This window comes from Vibrio pelagius, from assembly GCF_024347575.1.
Taxonomy (GTDB): Bacteria; Pseudomonadota; Gammaproteobacteria; order Enterobacterales; family Vibrionaceae; genus Vibrio; species Vibrio pelagius.
Map to the genome: position 1 here is coordinate 1524622 of NZ_AP025503.1, position 13675 is coordinate 1538296.

The following is a 13675-nucleotide window of genomic DNA, read 5'->3' on the forward strand; positions in this document are numbered from 1 at the left end:
ATAAGCGGGCAGACTACATATAACAGGCGCAATCACCGCCATCGCGAGGCAGAGCCAGATATTTTGTATAAAGAGTGCTAACAGCAAACACAGTACTAGCACAGTAAATTCAAAGAAGAACAGTCCAAGAGAATAAGGTAGATGAGTCAGCTTCTGGCTGTAGATAAACACAACGACGGTTTTAAATGCTTGAGCGATACACAGAGCGCCAATTACCCCCCAGACACCAAAGCCACTTAGTAACCACATCATGCTGAGACCAATGAGAGTGGCGCTCAGCGAAATCCATAGCTGTAATTTGGTGGCTTTTCGATGAAGAATACCGATATTGAGCAGCTCCGCGACCTCTTTGAACCAAGAAAACAGCAACGTTCCTAATACAAGTTGAGCCGACAATAGATAGGTTTCTGGCAGTGCTAACAAGATGAAAGCTTTGGCTGCGAATGCAACGCCTACAGTGAGTAGAGTGATGTAGACAACTCCAAGCTGGGTAACCTCGACGGTTGTACGGCGACCTTGATTTGCCAGCATATTGAAACGTTTCGGCATCCACCACATTCCAAAAGGCTGAACCAATATACACATGGCAAACGAGAATTTAATCGCAATCGCATATTGCCCAAGGGTATCTAGATTGGTGGAGTAGGCGACAAAGAATCTTTCTGCACCGTTTAAACCAAAACCTATTAAGCCAGTTAGCATCAGTGGCCAACCGTAGCGAAGATATTCTCGAAATGCTGAGATATTGGTGAATGTGAGCTTAAAGCGATTGATAATCAGCAGTGCGTTGATTTGGAAAAGGTAGGTAACCACGCCACACATTAGGATTTTCTCAACACTCGGGCTAGAAAATAACACGCCAAGAATTAAGCTGATTTGTAGCAGTGTTGAAGCGACACTGATTGCTAGAAACGTAAATGCTTTGTCCTGCATTCTCAGCCACGCGGTAGATAAACCGATAACACCTTCAAGAGAAGCACAAACTAAAATGAGATTGAGCTCAGTGCGGCTCGCAAAGGCAAATTGGTCGCCTAGGCCACTATTGAGATAGCCAAAAAGAACAGCAGCCAAAGTCAGAGAAACGATACAGGTGAGGGAGAAGATTTCACTCGCTTTCAAAAAACGTTTTTTTAAATCACTTTCTTCTCCAACAAAACGGTAGAGTGCCTCATGCAGAGCAAATGTCACGACAATACCCATTACCGCACCGATAGAGGATAACAGGTCTAAGCGACCAATTTGAGAAGGGGCGAGATAGTTGGCGATTATCGGCAACATAATCAGAGCCGCGCCTTTGCTTATGACCAACCCGATTCCGTAAGTCAGCATGTTTATCATCGGCGATGGCTGGCGTAGAGACTTAATCATGAGAGGTCTCCAACGAAGCTATTGCAGGTTTAGTTTGTGCCATTGCGCGCATTGCTATGCTAATTGAAGCGTAACAGTGGTCCGCGCGATACTGCTTTGCTATCTCTAAACTGGCATGTGATAAACGTTGACGAAGCTGAGGGTCGTTAATCAATGTTTGGACAGCTTCATACAATGATTGTGGATCTTGTGGGGCGAACTTTAGGCAATTGACATTATGTTCAAGGACTCGATCCCAATAAGCACCATCGCTTGGAATAACGACGCACAGCCCAGCGGCTAGGCTCTCCAAAACAGACAAGCCAAATGGCTCGTTGATACTGGTAGAGACAAAAATGCCCGAACTTGCACGGATTTGATCAAGATTGCTAGGCGCATGGAACAGCTTAGTGTGCACACTTTCTGTCGGTAAACTGCTCACACCTAAATGTGTATTTTGCGGCGTGATATAGCAGATATTGGTATTCCATGGCGTTGTCTGACTAGCCCTGTTTAATGCTTCATTGAGTGTCTCTAATCCTTTCCATTTAAGTAGCGAAGCTGCCCAAAAAACGTCATTTGATGTTCCTGTGCTTTGAGTTGGCCAATTCGCTTGGGTCAAACCATTAGTAAAAGATTCAAAACTCGCCCTCTCAAGAACAGCACGCGTCATGATCTCAGCTTGTTCAGAGTCACGAGCCTTAGAAAAGTAGCAGCCTAGTGCAGCGCGTATTGAATCGATGCTTGAAGATAAATAAAAGACCGAATCAGCGCGAGTAAAGCAATAACCGATAGAACGCGAAAGTCCAACAGGACCATGAACCAGTTGTATGATTGGCATTCTCCAAACCCATTTAACGATGTAGAGCGCCATATCGATCCCTGGGTTTGAGGCACCAACGGTATAATTGATACGTGGTAGGCGAATAAATGTCGCCATCAGGATCAAGGATAATACTAACTGAGCAACCCAGTAGCGAAGCCCTTGAGGTACCGTAAGAAAACCCCAGTTAGGTAGAGTAATAATTCTCGCGTTAAGCTTGCTTACTGCGGTTCTCCAAGAGTCAGGATCAGCGGTAACAATTGTAAAACTGACATTGTCCTCAGCTTGCTTTTCGATTGACTCGTGAGTGGTCATCAACATTTCGAGGGTTGCTATTTTAGATCCGCCAGCAAAAGGAATTGGGTCGTAAATCAAGCCATGTATTGATTTGTTGTTGGCATTTCGGGTCTTGGTATTCATCGTATGTCTCCAACCTGTTGATGTTAATGAAATGCCCAGCGGACAAGTGGCTTTAGACCATTGAGTAAGCAAGATGAATCGTTCTGGCGTATCACTTTGTGGTATAGGTTTTCAAATTGGCGAGTGTTGGCTTCGATCGTGAGTTTTGAGTGTACTAAGTGATGCAGTTGAGTTGCTAGGTCGTCTCGTAGCGCCCCATCTGACATTAAGCGAGTCATCTGGTGGCACATCTCATCAATAGGATTGCTCGGGTCGAATAAAAGACCGGTTCGATTGTGGTGGATAAACTCTGGTATACCACCAATGCGAGGGGCGATAACAGGTAGTCCTGCCAACCCCGCTTCCGCTAAAACCAAACCAAAGGCTTCATATCGCGCACCGCTAATGAACGCGTCAACGTCGCTACATAGCCAATCAGCTACGTCTTCCCTTTCGCCAACAAAATGGACTAAGTGAGACAAGCCTAAATCGTTCACAAGCGAGAGCAGACTGTCTCTATCTTCACCATCACCAATCACAATGAGATGTGCCTCTTGCGCTTCCTGAATACGATTCAATGATTGGACAATCAAATCGACACCTTTTCTATTGATCAGAGAACCAACGGTAATAAAGACGAAGCTCGTTTGTGGGATGTTGAGTTCTGTTCGTACATCTCTGTTGGTGGTTCGGTGCTGAACTACGCCATTGTGAATGACACAAAGTTGCTCTTGTGGGTATCCGTCATCAAGAAGGCCCTTGCTAATATCATGGCTCACACAGGCGATGTTTGGAGAAAGGTGTAAACCCAAAGTGAAGCGATCTCGAAGTTGATAGTCACTGTGAAGTTGGGTTACCACAGGGACGCCGCATAATTTGGCTGCGATACACATCCATTGACAAGGTGCGCCACTATTGATGTGAACAATGTCGATATCATGCTGCTTGATAAGAGAGACAGCTTGCTTTACTTGCGCACCCCATTGATACAGATCGAACCTTGGCGCGCTCCATCCGAGTAGCAGTTTAAAGGGGGTATAAACGGTAGGGACTGACTGCTTTTTAAAGTGTTTTGTTAACGGCTTGCAATTGCTCCAAACAATTGGTCGAAACTTCTCTTTATTCAAACTCGAAATCAAATTGATTAAACACGCCTCGCTGCCACGAATCCAGTTATCACCGTAATGTACAAAGAGTATGTTCTTGTAATTATTCATCGCTAAGCCTCACTCTCTACCAATTCAAATACGTTGCCCCTAGATGGGATAAATTGTTTGTATAGAGTGAACATAGCAAGCGGAATGCCAGTATGGCTATTGCTTTAAGTGGCTGATTTTTAGGTGTTTATTTCCGAGGTTATCAAGCAAATGTCAATTTGAGAATCAGATTGATGAGTGATTTATGGATAAGAGAGTCATGTTCTATTTTGAGAAACTATGTTGTTGAGTCGAGAATGGTAGTTTCATTTTGACAATCAGAGTCCGTAGCACTCAAGTAATTGCGGGATCACAGCTTGCGGTGAGTACGTCTTGTTAATGGTGTCTATTGCTTGTTGGCTGAGCGCTGTTTTTTCATTTTGAGAGAGTGATAGCCAACGATTTACGCATGCTTCGAGATCTTCTGGAACATGTGCTAAATAGCCATTCTCACTGTGATTTATGAGTTGAGGTAAGTTACCGACAGCGGTCGCAATCACTGGAATGCCGAGAGACATTGCTTCTAATGCTGCCATTGGCAAACCTTCATATCGTGATGGGATAATCAGTACGTCGATACTTCTCCATACTTTATCCATATTTTGCTGGTGACCATGAAAGTTACAGTTATTCGTTTTGAATGACTCTAGCTGTCCGCGCTCAGGCCCATCTCCAAACAGATGGAATTGGTGGTCAGGAAAGTGAATAGCTAAATCTAAGAATCGGTCGGCTGCTTTTTCGTGACTCAAGCGACCCACGAAACCAAATCGGCATGAGCTAGAGGTAAAATCAGAAGAAGGTTGGCGCTCTGGCATACTCACAAAGTTGTTGAGCATTGTCGTTGCGCTTGGGATCTTTTCTTTAATCTTATTGCTGACGACCAATGAATGGCTAGATAGGAAGCTAGTGTAGCGATCGAGAGCATCATAGAGCCAGACGCGACCCTTTGGCGTTTCCCCTGCGTGATAGGTAGATACTTGGTAAAGAGAAAGGTGAGGGTAGATAAGCTTTGTTACTTTGCCAATGATACTGGATTTGTAACCGTGACAATGTAGGAGCCTTGGTTGGTAAGTTTCGATGGCAAGACTAAGCTGAGTCACTGATGAACCTTGAGTCGTTGCTAAATCTTGTAAAAAGGAGAAATGCAGACCCGTTTGCTCAAGGCGTTCAATAATGGGAGGGGCTGGAAAATAGCGAGTGAGTAGGATGATGCGCGCCTTTTGTTGATGCGCTTTTAACCCTTTGGCAAGCTCTAAAACGTGAGTTTCAATACCTCCGAAGGTTTGGCTGTCGAGTAACAGCCAAATCTCATTTGGTTCAATCTCAAATTTTTGAATATGCTTAGGCTTGGTTGTACTCATCTTCAGCTTCCCATGCCTGCTTCTTACGATACACGGTAGAAGGGCTAAGCTCTAACAGCACTGCGGCATTCAACACATTACCATCACAGTGGTTGATCGCATTTTGAATCGCTTCTCGCTCAATCTTCCACATTGGGCGAATACTACCATCTCCATTGGTAAGAGCGGGGCCGTTGCTCTCAGATGCGGCCTCAATTTGATCTGGAGTCAATGGGGCAGGCTTGGAGACTGTTTCTACTACTGCTTCCTGAACAGGTTCGGCGCGCTTAGTAGGCGTTACGACTTTGCTCCGGCCACCCGCACCATTAATCGGAGCGGGTATCATCTCTTTGGTCACATTGGTTTCGTTATTAAGGACCACAATGTTTCGAATAATGTTCTGAAGTTGGCGAACATTACCTGGCCAAGGGTAGTTCTTTAATAAAACCTGAGCTTCTTTATCTATCGATTTGAATTTCTTGCCGTCTTGTTTAGCGTAGATTTTCAAAAAGTGCTTACATAGTGTGACAATGTCACTACCACGCTCTCGTAAAGGCGGCATTTCAATGGGCACAACGTGAACACGGTAGTAGAGATCTTCTCTAAAGCGACCTTCTTCAACCTCTAACAACGGGTCACGGTTAGTCGCACAGATGATTCGTACATCTACTTTAACTTCACGAGTTGCCCCCAGTGGGGTAAATGTACCTGTTTGTAAGAATCGCAGCAATTTCTTCTGCATCTCGAGCTCCATCTCACAGAGCTCGTCGAGAAATAGAGTGCCGCCATGCGCTTGCATCGCAGCGCCTTTTCTATCCGTCGTTGCACCCGTAAATGCGCCTTTAACGTGGCCGAAAATTTCACTTTCCATCAAATCACGAGGAATGGCACCACAGTTGATCGCAACGAACGGCTTGTCGCGGCGCTGGCTCTCTTTATGGATGGCTTCAGCACACACCTCTTTACCCGTACCGCTCTCACCATTAATGAACACACTGGCAGTGGTTGGTGCTACCGAGTCGATGGTTTTGTATACGGCTTGCATCGGTAGACATGAGCCAATGAAGCCTTGGAAGGATTCGCGGTCGAACTTACTTTTGATGTTCTCAACTAGATTCTCTAGCTTGGCGCGTTTAAGGTGCAGCTGAACTGAGGTTTTTAGGCGTTCAGCTTGAATCGGTTTTTCGAGAAAGTCTTCTGCACCACGCTGAATAAGGCTAACTGCAATGTCGACTGAGCCATGAGCGGTAGCAATAATCACAGCCGTCGGAACTTCATTTTCTGTTATCCAATCTAATACTTCTTCACCCGACATGTCAGGTAACTTCAGGTCAAGGATAACCAGTTGCGGCGTGTGGCGCTCAATGAAGGTTTTGGCTTCTGCTCCCGTTTCGACGTGAAAAATGTCGTAGGGTTCATCTTTTACATACTGTTTGTATAAAACAGCTAATGAAGTGGAGTCTTCAACTAACAATACTTTAGGGCGCATTGTGTTATTCCTTTTGAATCTTGTCCTAACCAAACGTCAATCTTTGCGTTCTGTGCTTTATGTCGTTATGTGTATTCTAATCCAGACATTGGTGTTTTTAGTCGAAGCCAAGCTCTTTGCGGGTGATAAGCGCTTCTATCGAATCGTCCGCCAAAGCAAGAAGCTCATCGACACGTGTGAATGCAAGCTCTGTCTGTTTCTCTAAGCATTGACGTTCAATGTCGCGAGCTAGTGTTGATAAAGCTCGGTTTCCCAAAGCGAGTGATGTGCTGCCTAGTGTGTGCACTTCAAACTCGAGAACCTCACCATCTTGGGATTGAGCGGCCTGTTTAATAGCTTCAATGCGCGTTTTAGACTCTTCCACATAGTGGTCGATTAGAATAGGAATGACCTCTGCACTGGTATCTACAATCATCTGTTGTAGAACCGATTCATCAACAAGGTCTTCGGCATAAGTGTTGGTCACTGTCATCGTACGTAGATCCATCCATGAAAGTTCGTAAAACGTGATCGTTACTAAGGGTAACATCTGTAACGCAATTGGATATTTAAGTATTAGACATTTTTTAGAATAATTTCAACCGCTTGAATATGGAAGATTGCAAAAATGCCAAGCGAGGTGGGTTCTAATAGGGAATGGATAATAATAGAGTATCAAAAAAGCGCCCACGCAAGTTCAAGAACCGAACAGTGGGCGCCAGTTAGCGTCTAAGACGCCTTATCAATCTCGGACTTTGGGACGGTATCGGTTTCTCCCGGTTCTGCAAAGATGTCCGCGACGGCACTTCGTTCTAACTCACCTTTTAAGTTGCCTTCTTCATCAACGACAGGCAACGAGTATTCGCATGACATGGTATCTTGCAGAACCTCTTCTATGACAGCATCAGGATTGACCGAAGGGACTTCTTCGTAAATATCCTCATTGAAGTCATTCACCGTATCAGATTCGACGGCGTCTTGAAGGCTCTCTTTAGTCACCAAACCTTGATACCCGTCATCTGTGACATGATAGGCGTAGTCGTGCTTCAACATCTTCATTTGAGCAAGCGCACCTTCAATTGTTTCTGAAGTGATGCGATATAGAGGTGGCTGCATCACCGTTTCTACCGTCAGTGCACGTGCGCGATTCACATCTTTAACGAATGCTTCCACGTAATCGTCTGCGGGTTGCAAAAGAATTTCATGGGGTGTTCCTTGCTGAACCAATTCACCATCTTTTAAGATTGCGATTCGATCACCAAGTCGCAGTGCTTCGTCAAGGTCGTGGGTGATGAAAATAATGGTTTTGTGCAGCTTCTCTTGCAGCTCAATCAGTTGGTCTTGCATTTCACTACGAATTAATGGGTCGAGCGCTGAGAATGCCTCATCCATCAACAGGATCTCAGCATCGGTACAGAGAGCGCGCGACAAGCCAACACGCTGTTGTTGGCCGCCAGACAACTGTGCTGGGTATTGGTGCTCATAACCTTTAAGACCAACCGTATCTAGCCATTCAGACGCTTTGGCTAAACGCTTTTCTTTTTTAATGCCCTGAACCTCAAGCCCGTAAGCCACATTCTCAACCACAGTTCGATGAGGCATTAAACCAAAACGCTGGAATACCATTGACATCTTGTGGCGACGAAACTCTTCCAGCTCTCTGGTGTTGAGACTCATAACATCGATCCCTTCAACGGTAATCTTACCCTCGGTCGGCTCTATCAGGCGGTTGAAGTGTCGGATTAATGTTGACTTCCCAGAGCCAGAAAGTCCCATGATTACGAATATTTCGCCACGATTGATCTCTAGGTTTATCTCTTTTAATCCAACGGTATGCCCCGTTTCTGCCAAAATTTGATCTTTGTTTTGACCACTATTAATACGATCAATCACCGACTTGGGCTTAGGGCCGAAGACTTTATACAACCCGCTAATTTCAATCAGAGGTTTAGTCATGCTTAAACCCTCCTAAGTGTGCGTTGGTTCTTTTCGCGTAAGCTTGTGAGGCTCGGTCAAACAGAATCGCTAATGCCACAATAGCGAAACCATTGAGAAGACCTAACGTGAAATATTGGTTAGTTATAGATTTCAACACCGGCTGGCCTAATCCTTTTACACCAATCATTGATGCGATGACCACCATAGACAAAGCCATCATGATGGTCTGGTTTATGCCTGCCATAATGGTTGGCATCGCTAGGGGTAACTGAACACCCCAAAGGCGTTGTTTTTTATTCGCTCCAAAAGCGGTTGCTGCTTCGAGCACTTCTTTGTCTACCAGACGAATGCCGAGGTTAGTCAAGCGAATGACTGGTGGGATAGCGTAGATAACAACAGCGATAAGCCCAGGGATCTTACCGATGCCAAGTAGCATTACGACTGGAATTAAATAAACAAATGCAGGCATGGTTTGCATGATGTCGAGTAGTGGAGTCACGATAGATTGAACTCGATTGGAACGTGCCATCGCAATCCCAATCGGTATGCCTAAACATATTGAAACCAAGGTACACACAGTAATGATACTGAGCGTGCGCATGGTGTCTTCCCACATGCCAAAGTAACCGATGAGCAGCAGTGAAACTACACAACCAAGCCCCAACTTCCACGAGCGACTAGCACCGTAAACTAGGGCACTACACACCACCAGAACAATAAGCCACGGAGTAGAGATGAGGAGTTTTTCAAACCAGACGAGAAACGAAAGTAAAGGGTCAAAGAAAGATTCGATCATTTCGCCGTATTCACGAGAAAAATCTCGGTAGGCTCCGTCTAGCGTTTTCTTAATTGCTCGTAAGTCTGAGCGTTCCATTTCAGGAAAACTGGAGAACCAGCTATTGTCAGCCATTTTATATCCTTATATTCCGAAGCGGTTGGTAAGCACAACCGCTTCGAATGCTGAATAACATCAATGATAGCGACGTTATAATGTATGATTTAATCCGAGATAAGTCATAAACCAATGAGGTTTACAGCTCGGCTTCTACTTTTTTCGCAACGTCTTGAGATACCCAAGGGTGCCAAATATCAGGATACTCACTTAGGAAATGCAACATCGCTTCTTCACCGTCGGCTTGATTGTCTTCCATCCAAGCTAATAGCGCGTTCATTTTGTCGTTAGTAAAACCACGTTTAGTGAAGTAGTCATAGGCGTCTGGCGCGCGACTCGCAAAGCTTTCTGTCGTGATGGTATGTACTGGAGAGGGCGGGTACATGGTCGCTTTGGGATCTTCACACCCTTCTTGAGTCGTACAGTTCACGAACTCGTCTTTATCAACACCACTGCCAAAGTCCACTTTAACCATGTCGTATTTACCTAGTACAGCCGTCGGTGCCCAGTAATACCCAAACCACGCTTCTTCACGCTCATAGGCTTTCGCGATAGCCCCAGAGAGACCCGCACTAGAGCCGGGATCGACAATGCTAAAGCCACTCTCTTCAAGTGCTAATGCATTGAAAAGATTACCTGCACTGATTTGACAGTTCCAACCAGCGGGGCAGCTGTAAAATGCGGATGTATCTGGATCTTCCGGATGTTTGAATAGTTTGGCGTGTTTACGAACACCTTCGATAGTCGCGATTTCAGGATACTGGCTCACAAGGTATTTCGGTACCCAAAAGCCTTCTTCACCGCCGTTTACGAGCGCTTTGCCCGCGTAACGCAGTCGTTTTTCTTCAACACCCTTATCGAGCGCAGCTTTCAAACTGTTACTCCAGAGCTCTGGGGCTACGTCTGGCTGGCCTTTCTCAATCATTGAGGTGCCCGTGGGCATGGTGTCGCCAGGAATCAGTTCTGCGTCGCAACCATACCCGTGTTCTAGGATAAACCTATCGATATTGGCGATGAGGGTTGCTGAGTTCCAGTTCATATCTGCGATTGTTACGCTGCCACATTCAGCAGCGTTGGCGTTACTGGCGGTGGCAACTAAAAAAAACATGGCGCTTAACTTGTATTTCATATTGAGGTTCCTTTCTCATTAAAGTTCACAACTTCTACAACAAGAACAGTGAAGATCATGTTTTGCGGTTGAGCTGTTCTAAGTGGTGTTGATGTGACGAGTCATATCCTTTGGTCGTCTCATGGGCTGGTTCCTTTCGATTTACCGAGGAACAGATTAGTAAGAGTGGTACCCAGTATTTATGACGAATCCACAAAAATTGACCACTTTTTAAAAGTTTAGGGAATATCTGGATAAATTCCATTTTTGATATAAATTGATTGCGCATTGCTAATCTAAGTCACACTACTGAGGATTAAAGCGGTGTTTTTGTTGGTATTTTTGTCTAAGTGCAGTGATTTTCTGCGAAAATAGTCGAATTAAAATGAAATCACTGCACTAGTTATGGCTAAATCGGCAAGTTTAAGAACTCATTTTGAGAAAGCTTATTGCTGATTGATGTGCGCAATTTAGAAGGGATAAATTTCATTCTATTTAACTGTCGCACTAACTCTTGAGTGAAACTTGGCGAGTGTTTCATGTTCATGATTGCACCAGACAATTGGATACCATCTGTCGCTAACAGCTGTTTGGCTTGTTCAAGCTGACTGGTCGTGGTCTCACCATAAGCGATGACTAATAAGGTCGAGTCGCACGCATTTGCAACGGACTGTGCGGGGATATTACCTTTGTTTATTTGAAGCAGTGGGGAGGTGTCTATCACTACGCGATCATATTGGGTTAACCACTGGTTGACCGTGTTTTTGAGCATCGTTGGATCTTTAAACGCCAACTGAGCAGATGCTTCTTTAGGAGCAGGCACGCCCACAAACAGTCTTTGAGACGCTTTATGCTCGATCAGTTGAACTTGTCGTTCAAGATTGACCAGCTCTAAATCATGGAACGCCGGATTGAACAAATTCAGGTCGACATACAGAGTGGAGTGTCCTGCTAGCATGCAACGTTCTGCAAATGCAGACGCAATTGAAGTGACGCCGTCACCGCTTTGGCAGGCAGTAATGCATATTGAACGGTAGCCATTAAGCTCAGATGTTAAGTAGAGCTTCTCGACTTCGGCTTGAGTGGCGGAAATAGTCATCATAATGCTCCAATTAATACGATAGTCGTGGTTAGGCGAAGAATGTCATCTAAGGTGACACGTGCTTTTTCCATAAAGCTTTCACTACGGTCTGGAATGTAAATCGTATCACCGGCACGTAGGACGGGTAGGTGATAGATATTCGCGGTCTTGCTGAACTTAATCAGGTCGAATGTACGTGCTTGTCCCTGACAACAAGACATGTTGACGACAGTAATCTTCTCTAAGTAAGCGTTCTCAGTTGGCCCTGCGGCTTCAGCTAATAAGTCAAGGATGGTCATATTGTCATTGAACACATAGCGACCCGGTTTGTTGACTGCACCAAGCACTCGTACCGTTGACTCTTTTGATGTATCCAGCCAGTTTTTGTCTTTTTCTGGGATATAAATCGTATCGCCAGTAGTTACTCGAGGTAGGATAGATTCATCACCAGTTTCAAAGTAAAGCGATAGGTTCAGTTTACTTACTTTCGCATAAGGCTTGTCTCTGTGTGTGACGCGGATATTGTGAATGTCAGCGTCTTTTGTTGGGCCATCTGCTGCAGACAAGATATCTAAGAAGTGCATATCTTTAGTGAAGCGGTAACGCCCCGGCGCATTTACCTGCCCAAATACGTAGATTGATGCATCCGAGCTTTGACGAACCCATTGTGATTTGTTGTCTGATGGGTCTTGCGGCAAATCGTGGATACGTACAATAGCACCAGCACGAATGAAAGGCAGGTCTTCACGTGGCGCGCCGTTTTTGATGTAAGCATCTAAATCGAAAACCGTAAGCTTGCGTCCGTTTACGACTTCAATTTTGGTGGTATCTGCACGAAGGGTCGGACCGCCAACGTGGGCAAGAAGATCCATAAGATCCATTTCGTCAGACCACTCGATGCGTCCTGGACGAACCACTTCACCAATGACATTGACAGCGCGGTCGGGTGAGATCTTGAGCCAAGATTTCTCATTCATATCGGTTTTTTCAGGGACAAAGATAGCATCACCCGGTTGGATTGCTGGTGGTTTCACGCCCCGCAAGCCTTCAGTGTAAGCGGTTAAGTCGAATTTAAGAACCTGGCCACTGGCTTTGATCACTCTTATCTGGCGAGATTCTGCAAATCGAGTCGGGCCACCAGCATTGGCCAAAATGTCCATAAAGGTAGCGCCTTTTTTGCCATCGTAAGCGCCCGGTTCAGCGACTTCACCCATCACGTACACCGTGTTCGCACCCGATTTGATCTCTACTTCTTGTTTTGGAACGAAGATTGTTGACCCCGGACGTAGCACTGGAAGCAGTGAATCATCACCTGTATCTAAATAACGTTTTAAATTGAAAAGCGTCGGTGTGTTATTCGAGATAACACGAATCTGTTCGACACCTGCGTAACGCGTTACGCCTCCTGAACGCATGATCACATCAACAAGGTCGGTATTTTCTTTGTAGGCAAAAGAGCCTGGCGCGTTAACTTCACCGAATACTTTGATTGCATTACGAGAGTCTGCACTGTCACCCGAGTTAGCAAGTTTGGCTGCGTCAAACTCTTGCTCGATATTACCGACCAGTGGAGATGCGGGTACGAAGATTGAGTCAAGGGATTGCAGTTCAGGTAGCTGAGAGTCATCACCAGTATCTAGAAAGCGTTTGTAGTTAAACTCTTTTCTATCAGCACCGCGTTTAAGAATCAGTTTATCTAATTGCGCGCCTGCTCTTAAGCCTCCAGCAGCATAAAGTGCCATTTGAACGCTTGAACCCAGTGAGAGTGTATACTCTCCAGGTTGTTCAACATAGCCTTGAACCGAAATGAGAATCTGCTGCTCTTTGATAAATACGGTAGCCGTCGATAAATCGCGGTAAGTCGTGCTCAACGCATCGATAACCACTTTCTGTAATTGTTCGCTGTCGTAACCGGCAACAAACACTGCACCCACCTCAGGTAGAGTAATACGGCCTCGTTTGTCGACTTGAAAACCACGATTTAAGGTCTCCTCGCCGGGCACGTTAACCTGGATGAGGTCACCAACTTGAACAGCATCACTGAATTCGTCTTCTGCATATGCAGGGACAATAACAAGAGCTA

The 13675-nt window shown here is 45.3% G+C and carries 9 protein-coding genes and 2 pseudogenes; all 11 read right to left on the reverse strand.

Features of this window, described 5'->3' with window-relative positions:
- Nucleotides 1–459: 459 nt before the first annotated feature.
- Nucleotides 460–1368: pseudogene (locus vsple_RS22005) on the reverse strand (lipopolysaccharide biosynthesis protein); the annotation flags it as partial.
- On the reverse strand, nucleotides 1361–2590 hold the full coding sequence (locus vsple_RS06630) for a glycosyltransferase family 4 protein (RefSeq protein WP_261883053.1): 1230 nt from the start codon (nucleotides 2588–2590) through the stop codon (nucleotides 1361–1363). The pseudogene vsple_RS22005 and the gene vsple_RS06630, both read right to left, overlap by 8 nt.
- A 23-nt stretch (nucleotides 2591–2613) precedes the next feature.
- Nucleotides 2614–3786: a glycosyltransferase gene (locus tag vsple_RS06635; RefSeq protein WP_261883054.1), complete on the reverse strand. Its 1173-nt coding sequence runs from the start codon at nucleotides 3784–3786 to the stop codon at nucleotides 2614–2616.
- Between the two features lie 257 nt (nucleotides 3787–4043).
- Nucleotides 4044–5126 carry a glycosyltransferase family 4 protein gene (locus vsple_RS06640; protein ID WP_261883055.1) on the reverse strand — a complete coding sequence of 361 codons (1083 nt, stop codon included), beginning with the start codon at nucleotides 5124–5126 and terminating at the stop codon, nucleotides 4044–4046.
- Nucleotides 5107–6594: a sigma-54-dependent transcriptional regulator gene (locus vsple_RS06645; protein WP_261883056.1), complete on the reverse strand. Its 1488-nt coding sequence runs from the start codon at nucleotides 6592–6594 to the stop codon at nucleotides 5107–5109. Before vsple_RS06645 ends, vsple_RS06640 begins: the two co-directional genes overlap by 20 nt.
- 97 nt (nucleotides 6595–6691) lie before the next feature.
- Nucleotides 6692–7066, reverse strand: coding sequence for an Hpt domain-containing protein (locus vsple_RS06650; protein WP_261883057.1), 375 nt, complete (start codon nucleotides 7064–7066; stop codon nucleotides 6692–6694).
- Between the two features lie 236 nt (nucleotides 7067–7302).
- Nucleotides 7303–8529 (reverse strand): quaternary amine ABC transporter ATP-binding protein, encoded by a 1227-nt coding sequence (locus tag vsple_RS06655; RefSeq protein WP_261883058.1) that lies wholly within the window; start codon nucleotides 8527–8529, stop codon nucleotides 7303–7305.
- A complete protein-coding gene (locus vsple_RS06660; RefSeq protein WP_261883059.1) occupies nucleotides 8522–9421 on the reverse strand; it encodes an ABC transporter permease in 900 nt (299 codons plus the stop codon). Before vsple_RS06660 ends, vsple_RS06655 begins: the two co-directional genes overlap by 8 nt.
- Nucleotides 9422–9542: 121 nt before the next feature.
- Nucleotides 9543–10532 (reverse strand): ABC transporter substrate-binding protein, encoded by a 990-nt coding sequence (locus vsple_RS06665; RefSeq protein ID WP_255230772.1) that lies wholly within the window; start codon nucleotides 10530–10532, stop codon nucleotides 9543–9545.
- Between the two features lie 388 nt (nucleotides 10533–10920).
- Nucleotides 10921–11610 (reverse strand): P-loop NTPase family protein, encoded by a 690-nt coding sequence (locus vsple_RS06670; RefSeq protein WP_261883137.1) that lies wholly within the window; start codon nucleotides 11608–11610, stop codon nucleotides 10921–10923.
- Nucleotides 11610–13628 (reverse strand): annotated as a pseudogene (locus vsple_RS06675) (polysaccharide biosynthesis/export family protein); the annotation flags it as partial. The gene vsple_RS06670 and the pseudogene vsple_RS06675, both read right to left, overlap by 1 nt.
- Nucleotides 13629–13675: the final 47 nt, after the last annotated feature.